Genomic DNA, 22,273 nt, shown 5'->3' with positions numbered 1-22,273 from the left:
TTACGTAATGCACTATTGATTTTTTAATAGCAAAATGACATTCAGTATTTTAAGTGTGGGATAAGGTGTCCTTTATGTATTAAAGTCAAAAGACTGTGACTTTTAAAGTCTTGAAGAAATATCAAAAACAATCATAATAAACCTTGTAAATTATGAGTATTTGAGCTGTTCAACTAACTAGCATCGTGGCTAAAGTAGGTTAAATAATATAGTTAATGCCCAATTATGTGTTAAAGTGTTAAAAAAGGAACTTTTAACAGCTTGCTTAAGACACTAATTCACATAGAAAAGGTGCATAAGCTTTGACACCTTGCACCTTATCAGAAATTTTAAATACCTAAATAAATTAATTTTTCAACGACTTCATATCGATAACAAAACGATACTTAACATCACTTTTGAGCATACGCTCATAGGCTGTATTAATATCCTGCATTTTTATTACTTCGATATCAGAAACAATATTATGCTTTCCGCAGAAGTCCAGAAGTTCTTGTGTTTCGGCTATACCGCCAATTAAAGATCCTGCCACAGCTTTACGTCCCATAATCATAGGTACTGTTATCAATGCCGGATCTAAAGGACCTAAATAACCTAAAACAACTAACGTACCATTTGTGCTCAATGTATTGATATATGGATTGAAATCGTGTGCATATGGTACGGTATCTAGTATTAAATCAAAACGACCCGCAGCTGCTTCCATGGCGCTTTCATCTGTTGATATAACTACCTCATCAGCACCTAATTGCTTGGCATCATCTATTTTATTGGTTGAACGTGAAAATAAGGTGACATGACTACCTAGAGCATGCGCTAATTTAATAGCCATATGCCCAAGACCTCCTAGACCCACTACAGCTACTTTGGTGTTTTTGCCAGCCTCCCAGTGTCGTAATGGCGACCATGTCGTAATACCTGCACATAGAACAGGCGCTATTCCAGCCTTGTCTAAATTTTCAGGAACACGAAGTACGAAGTCTTCATCTACCACAATAGTTTCAGAATACCCACCATGGGTATTGGTATCTAAATGCTTGTCATAACCACCATAGGTACCTACCCAGCCATTAGTACAGTATTGTTCTAAATCTGCTTGGCAATTACTACAAGTTCTACATGAATCTACCAAACAACCAACGGCAACTAAATCACCTTCTTTATATTTACTAACTTCTGAACCTATATTAGATACACGCCCAACGATTTCGTGTCCTGGTACAACAGGAAATTCCGTCATGCCCCAGTCGTTACGTGCAAAGTGTAGATCTGAATGGCAAACACCACAGAATAAAATATCTATTTCTACATCTTTAGGTAACACCGTACGTCTATCAATTTGCATTTGTTTTAAATCGGCATCTGATGACTCGGCACCGTAAGCTTTTATACTTTTTGTGTTCATATTTAATTGGTTTTAATTTAATTAATATCAATCTGTAAAAGATACGTATTTCTAATGAACTGTCCTAGTAAGAAACTTTACGAAAACCTTAAATATTAAAAACGTTCATACTTTTAGCAATCCAGCAAAAACAAGGTCTGTTTAACTATTACTTTAGGTAAAAACAAACATTATGAAAACCTTATTATATTACTTAATACCATTTTTATTCATATGCGTATCATGCAGCAGTAATGATGATACCGTATTTATTCCTGAATCAGATACAGCACCACAAGCCAGTGGTATAGGCTATATTCAAACAGATATGGGAACAAACAGCCTATATGATGCTTTAAAGACAGAAATTAATGCCAACACCAATCTTGATGTTATTGCTGAAATTGATCACAGCCAAAATGCCAGCACAGCTGGAATGACTTTAAATAATACTAGAACCATTTACTTTAGTAATTCAAGTATTACCGCTATGCTCATGGAGAACAACATGAAATTGGGATTGGACTTGCCCTTACGGATTTCAGTTTACGAAAATGGCAATAAAAGTACAGCCATCTTTAATAGTTCGGCCTACCTAGAAAACAGATATGCCTTGAATGACCCAAGTAATTTACAATTACTAGAAGATACACAAAGCAGTGTAGTTTCCATTGCAGGAGAAACAAACGTTCGATACAATAATGCTATCGCTGATCCGGTAGATGGCATTTCTTTGGTGTTGAGTGAAAATGATTTTGATACTACATATGACAACATTGTTCAAAACATAAACCAATTGACAGGTGTTACTATTTTTGCTGAAATAGATTTAAAAGCCAATGCTTTAGAAACTGGTATTGAATTACCTCCGGCCAAACTTATCATATTTGGTAATCCCAATCTAGGAACACCCTTAATGCAAGATAAACCATCCATATCAGTTGATTTACCTCAAAAAATGTTGGTATATCAAAATAGTTTGGGTGCTGTAAATGTAGCGTATAACAATCCTTATTATTTATCAGATAGGCATAATTTAGGCACTCTGAATAATAACAACCTTGCTACCATTGCAGACGCTCTTGCTAATATTGCTGATGCTGGTGTTCGTGTAGATTAGTAGTAAAGAACACCCATTATCATTGAGGGACATTTACTATAGAGAATTTAATAACGCCTGCATTTACATCGGATTTTTGAAGTAATCCGTTCTTGTAATAGTAGGTGTTTGTATTGCCATTAGGTGCTGTTTTTAGATACGTATGGTCGCCAATTGCGCGGATATTATGGTATTCACCATGCTCTTCAGCATAAATTTTGGTTACACCCACAGGCTCTTCAAACAGCAATTGTACAATACTGTGTTTTATAAATTCTGCTGGTATTTTTTTGACAAACGCTCCCTCTGAATAATAACCATAAGCACTACCCTCTTTTACGGTTTTGGCTTTGGTTTTATCATTCCCTCGCACTATAATGTGTGCTTTAGCTTCTTGCAAGTGACCATTGGTATAAGTTACATGATAGTCATACACCACTTTTATAGCTACTAGCAAGTGATACTCTATTTCTGTATGGCTTGTGTAAATGACGGTATTTCCTGTTACAGTTTTGGTCGCATCTAATGTTCCAAGCGGTTTACCATCATGAATAACCTTGAAATGAAGCGTTTGAGCCTTTAATGGTATTATGGCTACAAATAGCATAAGCAAAATGAATCTTGACATAGGCTAAAGTTTTTTATAAATATAAGTAAATCTAATTATTGCTCAATCTCCAATTTATAGCCCACTCCATGAACGTTAGTTAATTTAATTGAATTATCAGATTGTAATTTTTTACGTAATTTAGATATGTAAGTATCCAAACTTCTCCCAACTATTACACCATTATCTTCCCATACTGTTTTAGTAAGTTCATCGCGCTTTATTATTTCATTTGGCCGAGCTACAAAGATGGCAAGTATTTCGCATTCCTTTTTAGATAAGCTAATTTCAGTAGCTTGCTTCACCAATTTATTCTGTTCTGGATAAAAATTAAAACTACCAATTACCATGTGGTTTTCATCTTCTGAAGCGGTTAAATCATATGATTTCTTTTTTAGAAAACCCAATGCAATAAGCAAAAAACCACCTGTTAGTAATATATACCACCAAATGGTACTATTTTGAGTAGTTTGTAAATCGTTTGTAAAACGAACCGTTATTGTGTAACAGTTTTTGGGTAAGTCACGACCACCACAAGGAATAATATCAGTATCTATGCTTTTTTTCATGTCGAAACTATAAGCTACTTCCTGATCAACACATTGCAATACTTCTGTAAGGTATTCATTAGGAAGATTAGCGTTATTAAGACTTCGTTCTAAAATATCAACCAAACTATCGGGTTCAATAGTTAATGGCTTTTCAAAAGAAAGCTCATATTTTAAAGGTTCTAGCTTTTTAATAGGACGAATTAATGATGTAGAATCCTGATTGGCTAATAACAATTGATTGCCCGCATCACGAAGGGCCAATTTCACCTTTTCGGTAAATGTCACTGGCTGCGTTTTAGAACTTGATAGATTGTAAATTGATAAAACGGTGATAATCAAACCAATGATGATATAAATAACTTTTCTACTCATAATGACAGTAAATTACTGACAATTTTAGGACTTTTTACAACTGTTGACACTTCTTTTACATTTTTTTGACACTTTAAACACTTGATACCACTAGTTTTATGATGAATTAAAAAAACGAACATTATGACTAGATTTATTTTAACCTTTTGCTTGTTTGCACTATTAAGTTGCAACAGCAATCAATCACAAACCCAAGAATTGGCTTTAGCTACTCATCAACCTGAAGCGACATTGACCTGCAAAAAAGGTCCACTTGAATATTCAGTATTCAATGAACCTGATATGAATAAAGAGCTGTTTGCTGTTAAATTCTATGCTATACCAAAAAGCCAATCAGTACACCAATTAATTATTGATATGCGTTTAAAAAATGGCGGTCATTTTGTTTCCCCTAATGCGACCAGAGATTTTTCTGGAAAGTTTACCGTCATTATGGATGATACCGATGCCTTTGACTTTGAAGGTGATCTTATTGAAAACCCCTTAACCGAAGAAGAAATCGATTTGCATCCTTTTGTAAATGGTCCTATTAATTGGGTTAGGAAAAACACGACCTATACCCAGCAAATAGAACTCAATACCACCGAAGAGTTTGAAGTGAAAGGCTATATCCAGTTTACCATTGAACCAGCCTGTACTTTAGAGAAAGTTCCTTTTATTATAAAAAATAATGGTGACAAGTTGACTTTTGAATTCTTTGGGTGCTAATCACTTAAGCTACCACGCAGCATATAATATATTGCATAAAACTATCTAGAAGGTTGTAGTCATGATCCTATTAATTGTGAGTTCATCTTGTATCCAAAAGAAAGCAAGCACAACAACAGCAAGAAATGATAAAAAAACAAGGCCTATCAAAGTTATAGGTCTTTCCATTTTTTAAACGCTACAAGATTATGTATATGAGTTAATTTTTAAGCTATAAACGATGTAATTTAGACCTATCAAACAATTACACATGAAATCACCTTCAGGAAAGTCGTTTTTAACAGGGTTTGGCATCCTTGCAATTTTACTTACTATTATTCCTTATTTTTCCACTGATTACTGGTGGATACGTATGTTTGACTTCCCACATTTGCAACTCTCTTTTTTAACTCTAATAGCCATACTTGTCTATTTCTTTAAATTTAATTTTAAATCTTGGAAAGATTATTTATTTATAGGCCTGTTAATTTCTTGTTTTGTTTTTCAATTTGGTAAAATTTATCCTTATACGGCTTTTGCAGCATATGAAGTATTACCTGCCAGTAAGAGTCAACAAGACAGCATAACAATATACACTGCCAATGTGCTGCAGAAAAATGAGAAAAGGCAAACTGTAGTAGAGCAATTAATAAAGTATGAACCAGATATAGTTTTACTAACAGAAGTTAATAAACCTTGGGAAAATGAAATAAGTCAGGCTATAGGTAATAACTATCCATTTAAAATTCAGGTACCAAAAGACAATACATATGGTATGTTACTGTACTCAAAGAATGAATTAATTAATCCAAAAGTAAAATATTTAGTTAGTGACAGCATCCCATCCATACATACCAAGGTCAAAATGATTGCGGGCGATACCATCCAGATATACGCCATCCACCCTACGCCACCCATGCCGCAGGAAAACCCTTTGTCAACAGATAGAGACACTGAAATGATGATGGTAGCAAAAATGGCTTTAGATTCTCAATATCCTGTTTTGGTCATTGGTGATTTTAATGATGTTGCCTGGTCAGTTACTTCTAAACTCTTTCAAAATGTGAGTCGTTTGGGAGATATAAGAAAAGGAAGAGGACTTTATAATACTTATGACGCTAATAATTTTTTATTACGCTGGCCTTTGGATCATATATTCATTTCAAACGAATTTAGGTTGCAATCTGTAAAGCGCTGTGAAGATATTCATTCTGATCATTTTCCGTTATATACAACACTGTCTTTTGAACCTCAAAATAAACTTGAGCAAGAACTACCACCTCCAACGGATGATGAACTTAAACGTGTTGAAGATCAAATAAATGCATTTAAGAAAAACAATAAATAAATAAATTATTTTACAGGAATGTCGGCTTTTAAGACGATGTCATGATTGGCAACATGTATATCTCCTTTCTTTGGAGTTGAAAGAATATTATCGACACCTTTTTTAGCCAATCTTTTACGACAAAGCTTTGTAAGAAACGGATCGTCATCAAACAAGAAGCCATTTAAAGTATAATCAACTTTCCCAGGTTCTTTCACTGCTGCATGAATATGGCGCGCTTCTTTACTGTGAGGATAAGATCCTGGGAAGAACGTATAAAAAGTGTATTTTCCATCAGCATCTGTTTTTACCCAACCTCTATGATAAACATAACGTTTGTCATTTGCCGTTTTCATATCATAGTAACCATCTTCATCTTGATGCCATATATATAGTATAACATCTGCAGCAGGAGTAACACCATCACTTTTATAGACAGTTCCGGAAATCATTAACTTACTAACTTGAATATCAAAATCAGGTATAGTATCTGTATTACTTATGGTATTAGGATCATAATCATAGATAGGGTTTCTTGACATGTAATCAAACGGAACCTCTTCTAAAACATTTGAAGAATCTTGTGCATTTAAAGAATGAAAGATTAGGGAAATAAAAACAAAGACTAAAAAACGCATAATTTTTTTCATGATAAGCAGGTTTTAATTACCGTAAAGCTATATCATACAGAATGTTAGATAACAAAAAAACTTATGAACTATCGATTTTTACGATGAATTGAAATGTGATACCAAAATCTTCGATGAAACACCTAAATAAAAGCTAAATATGAACTAGTTTCTGTTATTCCATGCAGAGCCAAAAGTTATATAATAACCCCAATCATCATTTGATTTGGCTACATCAATTCCAACTCGTAACTTGAATAAACGAGCTAACAAATACCGAAAGCCTGCACCATAGCTATAAACTAATGTGGCATCATTAAACTTAATTCTTTCAGAAGATGCTTTTGCCAAGCCACCAAAAAGTAAGGCACTCCATCGCAAGGAAAAATCATAGCGTTGCTCTGTTTCAAAAACATAAACTTCTGTTCCTTGATATCGAGAAATTGGTACTCCTCGTAATTCCACGCTTGGTTCAGCATAAAATGGTGCATCACCAAAGATGAATTTTGTATCTAACCTGAAACCACTTATCCAATTGTTGGAAAATTTAAAAAATTGAAAAGCAGAAACATTAAAGTTTTGAAATTGATAATCAGAACCTGTCCAATTAGCATTCACCATGAAATTTGCTCCAATTTGAGTACCTGTATCAGGAGTAAAAATGTTATCTCGCGTGTCATAATCAATGCCAACACCAATGTGACTCAATTGACTTCTAAAATCCTTTTCCTTTAAAAAATATGGCAAATTGTTAAAATCAAAGTTAGGTGAAACCTTTGATCTTAAATATAAATATTCCAAACCAATATAAAATTTAGACCCTTTTTTTACTTCCTTCATCAACGACATAAACACAGGAACACTATTAAACGTAAAAGAGAACTCTTTTTCACCAACAATTGGTAGTGTTCTATAAAAATCCATATTTATGTGAGCGTAGCCCATACCCACTCGATATTTTAGTCCGTATTTAGGTAACGAAGCCATACGCATGCCACCAAAAAACCATGAATTATTTGCTGTGTATCCGCCAAAAGCAGCAGTTATATTTGGTGGTGTATATTCTCCTTCAATTTGATGTTTATTAGGTTTGATAAAAACAGGAGCTATTAATCCACCAAAACCACCCAGTGCAGGTTGTGTAATGATTTGAGGTACAGGTATAAATCCATTTGCATTAATTAAAAACTCGCTCATATCAAGTTTTCCATCCAATGTATCTTTTAGGCTGACCTTTACTTTATCTTGTTTCTCTTTTTGTTGAGAAAATCCTTTGATACCATAAAGTAAAGCAATAGACAAATACAAAATAATTTTTACCATCGTACAATTTAATCACTTACTATAAAGTTATCATCTTATTGAAAACGATTCTATCATTTTGTTAATTTTTTTCATAATAACAAATAATTAACACACTTAATCGTTTTTTTTGTTATTTTCGTCGGTCGAAAAAAATTAAAATCAGTCATCAATCACATTGAAAAGATTAATAGCAAATGAAATCACTTTTTAGCCTACTGCTTGTTGGTTCTGTGCTAACAGGTTTTGCCCAAAGTACTCCAGAATTAAAAAACGCTGATAAATTATTGGAACTTTTTGAGGGTATTGAGTATCATGACCTTTCAGAAGAATCGCCTTTAGAAGAAAAATATACTGCTTTTGACATTACTGCTGAAAACTGGGATACAGAACATGTAAAAATTGACTATGACCAAAAAGTTAGTTTCCCTTTACAAATAGCTTTTAATGACTCTAGTTATGTATCTCCTATCTCTAAAGATAAAGTAATTACGTCTCGTTATGGATGGCGTTGGGGTCGTGCGCACAAAGGTATTGATATAGATTTGATAACTGGTGATAGTCTTTATGCTATGTTTGACGGTATTGTAAGATTTGCTAATTACAGTTCTGGTCATGGTCATACTGTAGTTGTAAGACACTATAATGGTATTGAAACACTTTACGCTCATTTATCAAGCTATGGCGTAAAGGCTAATGACTCTGTAAAAGCAGGAGATTTTCTTGGTAAAGGTGGACGTTCAGGTAATGCACGTGGTAGTCACTTACATTTAGAAATGACCTATAACGGTGTTCACATAAATCCAGAGTACTTATTGAAGTTTGATGAAAACAATGATGTAAACGCTTCAGAATTATGGGTTACAAAAAAATGGACACGCCCAGAACTTCATAGCAGTAGACGCCAAAGTAAATTGGAGTTATTAACTACAGAAGAAGAGTTAGAAGCCTATCTTGAAAGACCTACCGAAGTGTATGTTGTTCGAAAAGGTGACACGCTATCACGAATATCAGCAAAAAACAATATAAGTATTACCGCTTTGTGTAAAACCAATCACATTCGAAAGAATTCAACCTTACGTATTGGCCAAAAGTTAGTTATAGAAAAAACCCTATAATAAAGAGAAACGAAACCTAAATATTAGGTTTCGTTTCAAAATAATTAACTAAAAGCGCCTATTAAGCGTTTATTTTCACGGTTTTCTTTTTCTTACCGTTATCAAGTACGACTTTATAAATAATTTCAGCATTAACATCTTTGTTGTATTGGATATTACAATACACCTCACTTATACACCAGCCTGGATTTTCTTTTATTAGACTGGAACTTAATTCATAGGGCAACTTAATAGATTGATAATGCTCTTGACTACTCAATAATAGTCCGTTTCTGTCATAAATAGCGTTTAATCTATTTTCACCTTCGGTAAACTTCACAGTATAAGTAGTATTGCTTTTTGTACGATATACTTTACTAGTTTTAATATTATAATTTGCAATTACATTTTGAAGCTTTAATATTTTCTTTGAGATACTTATTTCAGAAATACTGTTTATGTATTCATGATTAAGTGCTAGTTCATTATTAATGTTATCATAAGAATACATGTTAGTATTCATGTCTAAAACAGCAACATCATTTTGTGCGCACATTAGGTTGGTGAAGCCTAAAAAAATAATACCAAGTACAAACGTTTTCATAATAATAGGTTTTAATTAGTTATACGATTAATGCTATTAATGATTCTTTGAATTTTGATGAAACCAAAGTATTATGAAAATCGTCTGTTTCCTAAATTTTGGAATAGACTGCTAATGAACAAGCAATAGACTTTTGATAGACAAACAACTAAATTTTTAAATTTTTAGAATTTATCACACTGTTTATCAGAATTTTATAAGTTTTGTATGAAATCATCCAAATCAACATCCTCTTGAAGATTTAGCTTTTTACGAAGACGGTATCGGCTTGTATTTAATGAGGCTAATGTGATATTTTGCAAAGTTGCAATGCTACGACTATCCATTTTTAACCTAATCAAAGAGCAAAGTCGTACTTCATTTTTACTCAAATTAGGAAATTGCGACGTTAACTCACTATAAAAAGAATCGCTTAACTTATCTAGACGTTCGTAAAAATCCTTGGTATCTACATCGACAGTAGTTTTATTAATGATGTCCTGTTCCAGTTGTGCTAACAATTTTTTTTGCTCCTTAGTATTGGCTTCTTTAATACCCTTTATTTTATCAGCCAGTTCTCTAGCCCATTCCTGATTATGCGTTAAATTGATAGCGAAATCTGACAAGTCTCTTTGTTTTGATTCAATTTCGGATTTTAATTGTTTGTTTTTTACAGCAGTAAGTTCAAGTTTTTGCTCTGCTAATAATTGTTTGTTTTTAGCGTTAATAACATATTGACGCCTCCTTAAAAATAATGATACCATCAGGATAAGAACGGAAGATGATGTTAAACTAACAATCCAAAGTTTTGAGCGTTGATTTTGAATTTTATTTTCTTTCTCAATTCTATCAATTTTAAAATTTAGAGCCACCCGATCAAGTGAAATGGTATTCAACTCATCCTGCCATTTACTATCTGCTATTTTAGATATGGCATTAAGACTATCCTTAATGCGATTTTTATTTGTTGCAACCTTGTAAGCAGCTTCATAATTATTTTGAGCGATTAATAAGGTCTCCTTTGCATTTAAAAACTCTATTTGTGACTTACTTGAGATGATGTTTTTAAAATTTGGGTCATGCATTATTTTTTCTAGCTCTTGGAACGATTGTTCTGCAATATCTAGCAGATTGAGCTTTAATTCTGTTTCTACTAACTGTGATCCTGCGCTTATTAATCGCGGTAAATCAAATTGATTTGACTTTTCATTTTTAGTTTTTCTATATAAATCAAAATTCTCTCTATACAGTGGTCTTGCTAGTTTTGGTCGGCCTTGTTCTATATAAATATCAGCAATATTATCGCGGATACTTCCCAACAAGGTATGGTTCGGAAAATTTGCTTTTGTTAAGGAATAGGCTTTATTAAAATATATTAATGCCGAATCTAATTCTTTTTTATTCCAATAAAAAAACAACCCATAATTGTTATATGCCGAAGGATTCAATATAATATTGACCTCTTTTATAAACGCAATATTTTTTTTATGCATGGTTGCTGCACTTTCTAATTCACCAGTTTTAGCATAGTTGTCAGCTTGGATACTGTATGCATAAGTAACCATTTCAATTAATTCCTCTTTTTCTTCAGGTGTTAAATCTTGTTCATGAGTGTTATAATAGTCAAAAAAAGCACGATACCATTTTATGGATTCTTTTGGAAAACCAATTTCTCTGAACCAGTTACCTGAATGCAAATAACTATGCATTTTAAATGCATGTTGATCTTTTATTAGTGGTAATAAATCTAATCGTTGAAAATGTTGCGATAAGTAGGCTTGTAATTGCTGTTCAGAAAACGAATCCCTTCTATATGTTTTGAAAGCATCTTCAGGAAAAGATTCTTCCATACTTTTGGTAATGGCTTGATATTGTTTGAAGGCTTCATCACTTGTTAAATTGCTTTGGGAGAAACTAACCAAAGAAATCATAAAAATCAATAAGCCTAAATAAATAGAATTCGAACTCAAAGTAATTGGAAACATTAGTTAGCTTCTCAAATATACAACATTATAAGAATTTATTTACAATATTAATAAGCCTATAATTACTTGTTATAATATTTTTCACGTAACCAAAAAGAAACGCGAACCAACAAAATTAAAGCTGGAACCTCTATTAAAGGTCCAATAACACCAGCAAAAGCCTGGCCTGAATTTAAACCGAATACGGCTATGGCAACTGCTATGGCTAATTCAAAATTATTACCTGCTGCAGTAAAAGAAATAGCTGCATTTTTATCATATGAAGCTCCCATAGCTTTACTCATAAAAAACCCGATTAAAAACATAATAGCAAAATAAATAAGCAATGGAATTGCAATAACAACTATGTCCATTGGTATTTCTACAATTAATTCTCCTTTCAAAGAAAACATAACGACTATTGTAAATAATAAAGCAACCAATGTCAATGGAGAGATTGTTGGTATAAATGTTTCCGTGTACCACTTCTCTCCTTTCAATTTTACTAATATTAAGCGGCTTAATATTCCCATTAAAAACGGAATACCCAAATAAATTGCCACGCTTTCAGCGATAGTTACAATAGAAATATCTACAATAGCACCTTCAAATCCAAAATAAGGTGGTAATACAGTTATAAATAACCAAGCATAAAAGCTATAGGCAAATACCTGAAAGATACTGTTTAAGGCTACTAATCCAGCTCCATATTCACTACTGCCTTCAGCCAAATCATTCCAAACCAATACCATGGCAATACATCGAGCTAAACCTATTAATATCAATCCAACCATGTATTCTGGGTAGTCTTGCAAAAAGATCAATGCTAAAACAAACATTAAAACAGGACCAATCACCCAATTTAATATTAAAGAAATGGATAAGGTCTTAACATCTGAAAATACTTTAGGTAATAAGGCATAATTAACTTTCGCCAAAGGTGGGTACATCATTAGAATTAAACCAATTGCAATTGGGATGTTGGTTGTAGCACTACTTAAAGCATTAATTTTGTTAGGAATAGAAGGGAAAAAATAACCAAATCCTACACCAATCCCCATTGCGACAAATATCCAAAGCGTTAAATATTGGTTTAGAAAACCGAGTTTCTTCTTTTGAGTCATTATATCTTTATTTTAGAAAAAACAGCGTAAAGTTCAGTGGCTATTTCTAAACTTCGTTCTTTATATTTTTCTTGCTGTTGTGGTGTGTTATCAAACAATTTAGGGTCATCAAATGTTAATGCTATACGCACATCTGCATTTGGGATAAACGGACAATCTGCATCAGCTTCAGAGCAAGTTAATACAGCTGCAAAATTTGATGAAGGATTAAAATCATCATGGTACGTTTTAGAAAAGCCTATAATGGGTTGTCTACTGGAATTGTATTTTATAGCATAAACTGGATTAGAGCCTTCAACTAAAGTTTGAAATACAAAACCTTGATTACGCAATGTTTCAGCAGTCATAGGAAACATAGCAGTGGCTTCTGTTCCACCAGAATAACATGTTACATTTGGTATTTTAAAATAGGAAGCCATGGTTTGCGCCCAAATTTGAGATAAATGACTTCGTCTTGAATTATGCGTACAAATGAAATTTAAATTTACATCATCACCTTTATCAACTTTTGATTGAATATAGGTAATGAGTTGATTATGTATTTCTTCTCTATTTGGACGAATAGTTGATAAATCTATTCTATCAATATTTTGCTTAATCTTCGGATATAACATACTTATTTTATTAGATTTAACAACAATTACCATCAGGCGAACAACAAGGTTCATTTCCTATTTCAGCTAATTTGACTTTTGCTTTTTCAACTGGTATACCACAATTGTCTTTTGCTAAACAATCTGTTTGTTTGGTCGTTAACAAAAAGTTAGTGCCATCAAAATCTAATCCATACTTCCCAATAGTCTCACCTTGATATTCCACCTCTATATCTAAATCTGGTAATTCTAACACACGTTCAGATAGTTCAATGATGTGAATGAGTTTTTCAGGGTGTAATCGGTGATTATAGTCATTAGCTTCCCAAAGCTGAAAGCTTATAACATCTTCCTTTCTAACTGTTCCACCACAGTCAATAAAATGCTTATTAATTTTTCCAACTTCTGTCACATGAAAATGACTAGCCACTAATTCGCCATTAGGCAATTGAAATCCAATGGTTTTTAAATGCTTTAACTGATTTTTAATTTCCGATAGTTTCATAATATTTTACTTTTATTATTAACAGCAGTCTCCTGCTTTATTTATTTTTTGTCCAAAAAAGACCTGAAACAGTTCAACTATTTCAGACCATGTTTCTTGGTCTATACAATAACAAATACTGGTGCCTTCAATATTTCCTTTAATTATTTTTAAGTTCTTTAGTTCTTTTAAATGTTGTGAGATGGTTGGTTGAGCCAAGCCAATTTCATCAACTAAATCACCACATACACAGCTATTAGTCCTAAATAAATGCTGTAAAATAGCTACTCTAGCTGGATGACCAATAGCTTTAGCCAACAGCGCTATTTTATTTTGCTGCTCAGTAAATATTTCAGATTTAGTAATTCCCATATTGCTTAATTTGTTTATTGCAATATTACGATTATTAAATGACATATCAATCGTATTGATAAAAAAAACAATTAAATAAAAGTTAAAATTTCTTTTTTAATAGTATTACTATTATATTTGCGGTAAATATTATTTTTATGAAAAGTTTATTATCAAACATTAAAATTGTTGTTCCAGATAAAATATTTATAAAAGATCCTGAAACATCAGATCTTGGCAAGCGTATAATAGAGCATAGTATTGAATTGATTGATGAGATTGGTTTTGATAATTTTACATTTAAAAAATTAGGTATTAAAATAAAATCTAATGAAAGTTCCATATATCGCTATTTTGAAAGTAAGCACAAGCTACTACTCTATTTGTCTTCTTGGTATTGGGCATGGATAGAGTATCAATTGGTGTTTGAAACGCACAATATTTCAGATACAGTTAACAGATTAGAAAAAGCAATTGAAGTGGTGACAAGACCCGTAGTAGAAGATTCTAATTATACGCATGTTAATGAGATTGTATTGCATAGAATTATTGTAAATGAAAATTCAAAATCATTTTTAACCAAGGAAGTCGATTTAGAAAACAAAGACGGTTATTTTATTGTATATAAACGTATCATTGGTAGGTTAAATGATATGATTCTAGCTGTTAATACAGATTACGCCTATTCATTAAGTCTGGCGAGCACTATTACAGAAGGATCTTTACATCAGCATTTTTTGAATGATCATTTTAAATCGTTAACCAATTGTAATGATCAAAAAACACCAACATCGTTCTTTAAAAGACTTGCTATTGACGCCATAACCAAAAAATTATGAATAAAGAAAATTTAACTCCTTGGAATCGTTTTATAGGCTTATTACAGCTTGAAAAAAGAGATATTTTCCAAATATTTTATTATGCCATTTTTTCAGGAATTGTAGCCTTATCTCTACCTTTAGGTATTCAAGCTATCATTAACCTTATTCAAGGTGCACAACTATCAACTTCTTGGATTGTTTTAGTTATACTAGTAACTGTTGGCGTGATGTTTTCAGGTGCTTTACAAGTGATGCAACTGCGTATAATTGAAACTATGCAACAACGTATTTTTACACGGGCTTCATTTGAATTTAGTTACCGTTTTCCAAAAATCAGAATGAGTGAACTACGTAATTATTATCCACCAGAGTTGGCTAACAGATTCTTTGATACACTTACAATTCAAAAAGGACTCTCAAAAATACTGATTGATGTACCTTCGGCTCTTTTACAAATAATTTTTTCACTAATTCTATTATCCTTTTATCATCCATTCTTTATTGTGTTTGGAATGTTTTTATTATTGTTGGTTTACATCGTATTCAAATTCACAGCTAAAAAAGGACTTGAAACTAGTTTGGAGGAATCCAAACACAAATATATGGTAGCTCACTGGATTCAAGAAGTTGCCAGAACCATCGTGAGTTTTAAGTTATCGGGCAACACCAGTTTGGCTGTTTCAAAAAACGATGCTTATGTATCAGACTATTTAAAAGCAAGAGAAAGTCATTTCAGAATATTGATTATTCAATTTATTCAAATGATAAGTTTTAAAGTTGTTGTAACAGCAGGTCTATTACTAATTGGTGGCGCACTAGTACTGAATCAAGAAATGAATATTGGTCAGTTTGTAGCAGCTGAAATTATTATTCTATTGGTCATTGGATCAGTTGAAAAACTTATTCTTGGCCTTGAATCGTTTTATGATATTTTAACGTCAATTGAAAAATTAGGGCAAGTGGTTGACAAAAAATTAGAGTCTCAAGAAGGAGAAAAACCTAACTATAGTGACCTTCTTGAAATTGAACTTAATGATGTTATATATAGTGTCGAAAACAGAGAGAAGGCTATTTTAAACAATATCAATTTGCATATTTTTCCAAAAAGCAGAATTTTGGTTCGAGGTGAAAGTAGTTCAGGTAAATCGAGTTTATTACGACTTATATCAGGAATAATAAAACCAACCAAAGGTCAGGTGATTGTTAATAAACATTCTTTAAAAAGTATCAATTTAAATCATTACAGATCACATCTTGGCATGTCACTTTCAGAGGAAACACCATTCATTGGAACCATTAGGGAAAATATTACATTTGGTAACCCTAACATTTCTGATGAAGCTATTTATTGGGCTCTAGAGAATGTTGGTCTGTCAGATTTCATAAAAGATCAAGATGATGGCTTACAAACTATTTTACACCCAGAAGGTAGGCAAATGTCATATACTACTTCAAAGAAAATAATATTGGCAAGAGCCATTGTAAACAAGCCTAAAGTATTGATTCTTGAAGACCCTTTGGATCAATTCAGTGCTCAAGAAACAACTAAAATCATAGCATTTTTAACCAATAAAAATCAACCATGGTCATTAATAGTGGTTAGTAGAAATACAGAATGGGAAACTGTTTGTGATCAAATTATTGAGTTAGAAAACGGAAACATTAAAAGCAATACCAAATAGATATGTTAAACATTTCAAATAACGAATTGCATAAAAAAATACCATTGTCAAATTTCAATTCTGGTAAAATGGTATTTGAAAAGGAATATTACAAGGTGATTAATAAATTTTTGTTGGTCTTTGCTATCATTGTATTAATAGTATTGTTTTTACCGTGGACACAAAATATAACTGGTCAAGGTCAAGTAACAACCTTAAAGCTTAATCAAAGACCACAAACCATTCAATCTCAAATCCCTGGTCGTATAGAGGAATGGTTTGTTCAAGAAGGTGACTTTGTAAATAAAGGAGATACTATTTTAAGAATTTCAGAAGTAAAAAGCGAGTATTTTGATGAGCGTTTAGTTGAAAGAACTAGTGAGCAGATTAATGCTAAATCATCATCGGTTACTGCATATGATGGTAAAGTTGAAGCACTTAACAATCAAATTGTGGCTTTGCAGCAAGAACGACAACTCAAGCTTAAACAGGCTGAAAACAAACTACTGCAATCCAAGCTAAAAGTTAAGAGTGATAGTATAGATTTTGAGGCTTCAAAAACCAATATGGATATAGCAGAGCGTCAATATAATCGTACGGTAACATTGCAAGAAGAGGGGCTAAAAGCTGTTAAAGATGTAGAAGAAAAACGTTTGAAACTACAAGAAAATCAAGCGAAATTAGTGTCGCAAGAAAACAAATTATTGGCAAGTATAAATGAAGTTATTAATGCTGAAGTTGAAATTGGTCGAATTCGTGCAGAATATGCTGATAAGATATCGAAAGCTCAAAGTGATATGTTTACAGCCAAGTCTAACCAATTTGATGCTAAAGCACAAGTAACAAAACTTGAAAATGATCGTACTAATTATCAAAAACGAAATGATTTACTTTATGTAACAGCTCCTCAAAACGGCTATATAAACAAAGCCTTGCGTGGTGGTATTGGTGTGACGTTTAAAGAAGGGGAAGAAATTGTAGGAATTATGCCTTCACAATTTGAATTGGCAGTTGAAACTTATGTTAGACCAATTGATTTACCGTTATTACATATTGGTGAAAAAGTTCGTGTACAATTCGATGGCTGGCCAGCTATCGTTTTCAGTGGTTGGCCAAATGTATCTTACGGAACTTATGGTGCTAAAGTTGTAGCAATTGAAAATTTTATTAGTGATAATGGTCGTTATCGCGTTTTATTAGCTCCAGATGAAACTGATTACGAATGGCCTAAAGCCATACGCGTTGGTTCAGGAGCGCGCACAATAGCATTACTTAATGATGTACCTATTTGGTATGAAGTATGGCGACAGTTAAATAGTTTTCCTCCAGACTATTACACGCCAGAAATTAGTGAAGCTAAAGATAAAAAGAAATAAAACCATGAAACAATTTGTATTAGGTGTTTTCCTATGCTTTAGTTTAAATGTATCCGCTCAACAATTGATAGATACAACGATGACCTTGTCTGAATATTTGGGTTATGTAAAAGCATTTCATCCCATTGTTAAACAAGCCAATCTAATAGTGAATGAAAGTGAATTAAAGCTTTTAAAATCTCGTGGAGCATTTGATCCTAAAATAGAAGTGGATTATGATCGTAAGAAATTTGAAAATACTGAATATTACGATAAATTAAATGCCACCTTCAAAATACCAACTTGGTATGGATTAGAATTTAAAGGGAATTTTGAAGAAAATGAAGGTGTGTATTTAAATCCTGAAGCAACCGTTCCAAATGATGGTTTGTATAGTGTTGGGGTTTCTATCGATATAGCCAGAGGATTAATCATGAATGAGCGTATGTCTATGCTTAAGCAAGCAAAATTGTTTGTACAACAAGCAGAAATGGACAGACAACTTTTGGTAAATGATATTTTATTCGAGGCATCTGTAGCTTACTTTAACTGGCTCAAGGCTTACAATGAAAAAAAGGTTTATGAGTCTTTTGTTGAAAATGCCAGTTTACGCTTTAATGGTGTGAAAAAGAGTTACGAGGTTGGTGAACGAGCTGCCATTGATACAACCGAAGCCAGAATTGCATTATATGATAGACGACTAAACCTTGAAAAAGCACGTATTAATTATGTGAAAGCTACTTTGGACTTATCAAATTATTTATGGTTGGAAAATAACGTGCCAATTGAGTTACAAGATAATATTGTACCAAATACAAACACCATATTAGAAATTGATTCCGTTTTAAGTACATCGGAATTTGATTTGGCTAGTTTTGATATTAATACCCATCCAAAAATGCTATCATTGGATTACAAATATGAAGGGCTAGATATTCAAAGAAGGTTAACAGCTAATAATTTATTGCCAACTATTAATTTGGAATATAATTTTTTATCCGACACTCCTGAAGCTATTAATTCATTTAACACATCCAACTACAAAAGTGGCGTTAACATAAGTATGCCATTATTTTTAAGAAAAGAGCGCGCAGATTTAAAACTGGCCAAGCTAAAAATACAAGACACTGAGTTTGAAATTGAAGCGACAAAAGTTACTTTAAAAAATAAAATTTCAGCAATAGATCAGGAATTAGATTCCTATGTAGTTCAAAACGATTACAATGCGAATATTGTAACTGATTATGAAAAACTATTATCTGCTGAAGAACGTAAATTCTTTTTAGGTGAAAGCTCTATATTTCTGGTTAACAGTCGAGAATCAAAATTAATTGATGCTAAACTAAAGGCTATTAATTTGGAGTACAAATTCTTTGAAACGAAAGCCAAATTATTCAATGTGTTATCTACCTTACCCTTTTAAAAAAGTGTAATTATTGCGTGCCATATTTTAATAAAAACTAGTATTTTGCAGCATTCAGATTTGAATCTTTTTAATGAAAGTTTGTATTGCAGAAAAGCCTAGTGTCGCTAGAGAAATTGCCACAGTTTTGGGAGCTAAAACCAAACGTGATGGTTATTTTGAAGGCAATGGCTATGCCGTAACTTACACGTTTGGTCATTTATGTACGCTTAAAGAACCTAATGATTATAAACCACATTGGAAACGCTGGGATTTAAATAACTTACCCATGTTACCCGAAAAATTTGAAACGAAAGTTACAGGTGACTCTGGTATTAAAAAGCAATTTAATATTGTAAAATCACTATTCGAAAAAGCTGATGTAGTCATAAACTGTGGTGATGCAGGTCAAGAAGGTGAACTCATTCAGCGTTGGGTGTTAAACAAAGCTAATTATAAAGGCAAAGTTCAACGACTTTGGATTTCGTCGTTAACAACTGAAGCTATAAAAGAAGGTTTTGACAACCTTAAGCCTTCTGAAGACTACAACAACTTGTACTATGCTGGATTTTCACGTGCTATTGGCGATTGGCTTTTGGGTATGAACGCAACACGTTTGTACACCCTAAAACATGGTGGCTACAAGCAAGTTTTATCTATTGGCCGTGTACAAACACCTACGTTAGCTATGGTTGTAAATCGGTTTAAAGAAATTGAAAATTTTAAGCCACAACCCTATTGGGAATTACAAACCTTATATCGTGATACGCTATTTTCCTATGAAGAAGGACGTTTTACAAACATGGAAGATGGTGAAGTTTTAGCTAGCAAAGTCAAAGATGATGATTTTGAAATCTTATCAATAACCAAAAAGAAAGGTAAGGAATACGCTCCAAAATTATTCGACTTAACAGGATTACAAGTCTATTGCAATACGAAGTTTGGTTTTTCAGCTGATGAAACTTTAAAAATTGTTCAACGTTTATATGAGATGAAAGTCGTTACCTATCCTAGAGTTGACACGACTTTTCTTCCTAATGATGTTTACCCAAAAGTATCTGGAATATTACAGAAACTTACAGATTACAAAGAGCTCACACAGCCACTGCTAGGGAAAAAGATAAAAAAATCATCAAAAGTTTTTAATGATAAAAAAGTTACCGATCATCATGCTATTATTCCAACTGGTATGCAAACCAGTTTGCAATATAATCAGCTACAGGTTTATGATATCATAGTTAAACGATTTATCGCAGTGTTTTATGAAGACTGTACTGTAGCAAATACAACAGTAATAGGAAAAGCGGCTGACGTTAATTTTAAAACAACTGGTAAAGAAATCCTAAAAAAAGGTTGGCGCATTGTTTTTGAATCTGAAAATTCGCCTAAAAAAGAAACCGAATTGCTACCTGCTTTTAGCAAAGGAGAAAAAGGACCTCATGAACCCTCTTTTTTGGAAAAACAAACCAAACCTCCCAATCAATTTACTGAAGCCTCACTCCTACGTGCTATGGAAACTGCGGGAAAACAAGTTGATGATGACGAGTTACGCGATTTAATGAAAGAGAATGGAATTGGTAGACCATCTACACGAGCCAACATTATTGAAACGCTCTTTAGAAGAAAATACATAAAGCGTAATAAAAAACAAATATTACCAACAGTAACAGGTATTCAGCTGATTGATACTATTCAAAATGATCTTTTAAAATCTGCTGAATTAACGGGCACTTGGGAAAAGCAATTAAAGGATATTGAAAAAGGAACCTTTAGTGCCAATGATTTTATTAAAAACATGAAGCAAATGGTTGATGATTTGGTTTATGAAGTGCGTAGTGAAACCATACGTGCAAATATTACCCATATGAATAACAAGACAAATAAAACAGTATCCAAATCAGCAAAAAAAACTTCCAAGAAATTAGTTAATCGTACTTGTCCAAAATGTAATCAAGGAAAGATTTTAAAAGGAAAATCAGCTTACGGTTGTTCATCATATAAAGATGGCTGCAAGTTTTTACTTCCCTTTAAATATAAAGACAAGCGCATATCAGAAAAACAATTTATTAGGTTATTAGATAAAGGCTCTACTGTTAATTTAAAGGGATTTAAAACTGATTCCGGAACGACAGAAGGTTTATTAAGGTTTGATGATAATTTCAATTTAAAATTAGAACCTAAACATAATAAACCGTCAATTCCTGATAAAATAGTATGTCCAAAATGTAAATCTGGGACTGTACTTAAAGGAAAAACAGCCTATGGCTGCTCTGAATATAAATCTGGTTGTGATTTTATTTTTTCTTTTGATGCTATCAAAAAAAAGACAACTGGTAAAAAACTTACTAAAGAGTTGGTTTATAAAATTATAACTACAAACTAGATTAGTGTTACTTTAACAGCGTTCAAACCCTTCATGCCTTTCTCAAGTTCAAAAGACACCTTATCGTTTTCGGCAATTTCATCTATCAAACCACTTACGTGACAAAAATATTTTTCTGAATTTTCAGAATCAATGATAAATCCAAAACCTTTTGAATTATCAAAAAATGAAACTTTCCCTTTTCTAACTGGATCTACTTCTTCAATGTCGCTATCATCACGTTTAGGGATACTAACTTCTATACTTTCGGCATCAACTTTTACTTTCATTGAAGGATCTGGTGGTGTATCAGTTAAATTACCATTATAGTCAACATAAGCAAATTGAATACCATCACTTTCTCCAGTTTCTTTTTCAAGCTTTCTAGCTTCCATTTTTTTACGTTTATCTTCACGCTTTTTTAAACGTTTTTTTTCTCTTTCATTTTTGTTAAAAGTCTGCTGTGATTTAGCCATTTATTGTATAAGTTGTTTTTATTTATTGACGAAACTTAAGTG

General features: G+C 32.6%; 21 protein-coding genes. 9 read left to right on the top strand and 12 right to left on the bottom strand.

Annotated features, from left to right (window positions below):
- Window positions 1–346 precede the first annotated feature (346 nt).
- Entirely contained in the window at window positions 347–1,405 is a 1,059-nt protein-coding gene (locus C1S72_RS00740) for an NAD(P)-dependent alcohol dehydrogenase (RefSeq protein ID WP_104733770.1), read from the bottom strand.
- 172 nt (window positions 1,406–1,577) lie between these two features.
- On the opposite strand from C1S72_RS00740, the gene C1S72_RS00735 reads away from it, so the two are divergent.
- Window positions 1,578–2,504 carry a DUF302 domain-containing protein gene (locus tag C1S72_RS00735; protein WP_104733769.1) on the top strand — a complete coding sequence of 309 codons (927 nt, stop codon included), beginning with the start codon at window positions 1,578–1,580 and terminating at the stop codon, window positions 2,502–2,504.
- A 19-nt stretch (window positions 2,505–2,523) separates the two neighbouring features.
- Here the strand turns inward: C1S72_RS00735 and C1S72_RS00730 are convergent, their stop codons facing one another.
- Both C1S72_RS00730 and C1S72_RS00725 read right to left on the bottom strand, forming a co-directional pair.
- A complete protein-coding gene (locus C1S72_RS00730) occupies window positions 2,524–3,111 on the bottom strand; it encodes a DUF6134 family protein (RefSeq protein WP_162919891.1) in 588 nt (195 codons plus the stop codon).
- A 35-nt stretch (window positions 3,112–3,146) separates the two neighbouring features.
- Window positions 3,147–4,013, bottom strand: a complete 867-nt coding sequence (locus C1S72_RS00725) for a winged helix-turn-helix domain-containing protein (protein ID WP_104733767.1) — start codon at window positions 4,011–4,013, stop codon at window positions 3,147–3,149.
- Between the two features lie 123 nt (window positions 4,014–4,136).
- Here C1S72_RS00725 and C1S72_RS00720 point away from each other — a divergent pair, with 123 nt between their 5' ends.
- Window positions 4,137–4,721, top strand: a complete 585-nt coding sequence (locus C1S72_RS00720; protein WP_104733766.1) for a hypothetical protein — start codon at window positions 4,137–4,139, stop codon at window positions 4,719–4,721.
- A 250-nt stretch (window positions 4,722–4,971) separates the two neighbouring features.
- Complete coding sequence (locus tag C1S72_RS00715; protein ID WP_104733765.1) at window positions 4,972–6,048, top strand: endonuclease/exonuclease/phosphatase family protein; 1,077 nt, start codon at window positions 4,972–4,974, stop codon at window positions 6,046–6,048.
- A 5-nt stretch (window positions 6,049–6,053) separates the two neighbouring features.
- On the opposite strand, the gene C1S72_RS00710 is transcribed toward C1S72_RS00715, so the two are convergent.
- Both C1S72_RS00710 and C1S72_RS00705 read right to left on the bottom strand, forming a co-directional pair.
- Window positions 6,054–6,677 carry a dioxygenase family protein gene (locus C1S72_RS00710; protein ID WP_104733764.1) on the bottom strand — a complete coding sequence of 208 codons (624 nt, stop codon included), beginning with the start codon at window positions 6,675–6,677 and terminating at the stop codon, window positions 6,054–6,056.
- A gap of 144 nt (window positions 6,678–6,821) precedes the next feature.
- The gene (locus C1S72_RS00705) at window positions 6,822–7,979 is read right to left on the bottom strand and encodes a BamA/TamA family outer membrane protein (RefSeq protein ID WP_104733763.1); all 1,158 of its coding nucleotides are present in this window, start codon (window positions 7,977–7,979) and stop codon (window positions 6,822–6,824) included.
- 176 nt (window positions 7,980–8,155) lie between these two features.
- Here C1S72_RS00705 and C1S72_RS00700 point away from each other — a divergent pair, with 176 nt between their 5' ends.
- Window positions 8,156–9,076 (top strand): M23 family metallopeptidase, encoded by a 921-nt coding sequence (locus C1S72_RS00700; RefSeq protein ID WP_104733762.1) that lies wholly within the window; start codon window positions 8,156–8,158, stop codon window positions 9,074–9,076.
- A 61-nt stretch (window positions 9,077–9,137) separates the two neighbouring features.
- Here C1S72_RS00700 and C1S72_RS00695 read toward each other — a convergent pair whose 3' ends face one another.
- The 6 genes from C1S72_RS00695 to C1S72_RS00670 form a co-directional block, all read right to left on the bottom strand.
- The gene (locus tag C1S72_RS00695) at window positions 9,138–9,659 is read right to left on the bottom strand and encodes a hypothetical protein (protein ID WP_104733761.1); all 522 of its coding nucleotides are present in this window, start codon (window positions 9,657–9,659) and stop codon (window positions 9,138–9,140) included.
- Between the two features lie 194 nt (window positions 9,660–9,853).
- Window positions 9,854–11,623, bottom strand: coding sequence for a tetratricopeptide repeat protein (locus C1S72_RS00690; protein ID WP_104733760.1), 1,770 nt, complete (start codon window positions 11,621–11,623; stop codon window positions 9,854–9,856).
- 62 nt (window positions 11,624–11,685) lie between these two features.
- On the bottom strand, window positions 11,686–12,726 hold the full coding sequence (gene arsB / locus C1S72_RS00685; RefSeq protein ID WP_104733759.1) for an ACR3 family arsenite efflux transporter: 1,041 nt from the start codon (window positions 12,724–12,726) through the stop codon (window positions 11,686–11,688).
- Window positions 12,726–13,340 (bottom strand): arsenate-mycothiol transferase ArsC, encoded by a 615-nt coding sequence (locus C1S72_RS00680; RefSeq protein ID WP_104735736.1) that lies wholly within the window; start codon window positions 13,338–13,340, stop codon window positions 12,726–12,728. The genes arsB and C1S72_RS00680 overlap by 1 nt, the downstream gene beginning before the upstream one ends.
- Before the next feature lie 16 nt (window positions 13,341–13,356).
- Window positions 13,357–13,824, bottom strand: a complete 468-nt coding sequence (locus C1S72_RS00675; RefSeq protein ID WP_104733758.1) for a DUF6428 family protein — start codon at window positions 13,822–13,824, stop codon at window positions 13,357–13,359.
- Window positions 13,825–13,842: 18 nt separating this feature from the next.
- On the bottom strand, window positions 13,843–14,175 hold the full coding sequence (locus tag C1S72_RS00670) for an ArsR/SmtB family transcription factor (protein WP_104735735.1): 333 nt from the start codon (window positions 14,173–14,175) through the stop codon (window positions 13,843–13,845).
- A gap of 137 nt (window positions 14,176–14,312) precedes the next feature.
- Here C1S72_RS00670 and C1S72_RS00665 point away from each other — a divergent pair, with 137 nt between their 5' ends.
- From C1S72_RS00665 to C1S72_RS00645, 5 genes are all read left to right on the top strand, one after another.
- Entirely contained in the window at window positions 14,313–14,993 is a 681-nt protein-coding gene (locus tag C1S72_RS00665; protein ID WP_104733757.1) for a TetR/AcrR family transcriptional regulator, read from the top strand.
- On the top strand, window positions 14,990–16,657 hold the full coding sequence (locus C1S72_RS00660; protein ID WP_104733756.1) for a peptidase domain-containing ABC transporter: 1,668 nt from the start codon (window positions 14,990–14,992) through the stop codon (window positions 16,655–16,657). Before C1S72_RS00665 ends, C1S72_RS00660 begins: the two co-directional genes overlap by 4 nt.
- Before the next feature lie 2 nt (window positions 16,658–16,659).
- Window positions 16,660–18,012, top strand: a complete 1,353-nt coding sequence (locus C1S72_RS00655) for an HlyD family secretion protein (RefSeq protein ID WP_104733755.1) — start codon at window positions 16,660–16,662, stop codon at window positions 18,010–18,012.
- 4 nt (window positions 18,013–18,016) lie between these two features.
- Window positions 18,017–19,414 (top strand): TolC family protein, encoded by a 1,398-nt coding sequence (locus C1S72_RS00650; protein ID WP_205527074.1) that lies wholly within the window; start codon window positions 18,017–18,019, stop codon window positions 19,412–19,414.
- A 73-nt stretch (window positions 19,415–19,487) separates the two neighbouring features.
- Complete coding sequence (locus C1S72_RS00645) at window positions 19,488–21,776, top strand: type IA DNA topoisomerase (protein WP_104733754.1); 2,289 nt, start codon at window positions 19,488–19,490, stop codon at window positions 21,774–21,776.
- Here the strand turns inward: C1S72_RS00645 and C1S72_RS00640 are convergent.
- Window positions 21,773–22,231 carry a cold-shock protein gene (locus tag C1S72_RS00640; protein ID WP_104733753.1) on the bottom strand — a complete coding sequence of 153 codons (459 nt, stop codon included), beginning with the start codon at window positions 22,229–22,231 and terminating at the stop codon, window positions 21,773–21,775. The two genes, C1S72_RS00645 and C1S72_RS00640, sit on opposite strands and share 4 nt — an antisense overlap.
- Window positions 22,232–22,273 lie beyond the last annotated feature (42 nt).

The sequence above is a fragment of the Hanstruepera ponticola genome (assembly GCF_002940745.1).
Lineage (GTDB): Bacteria > Bacteroidota > Bacteroidia > Flavobacteriales > Flavobacteriaceae > Hanstruepera > Hanstruepera ponticola.
This window is presented reverse-complemented; position numbering and strand designations above follow the sequence as displayed.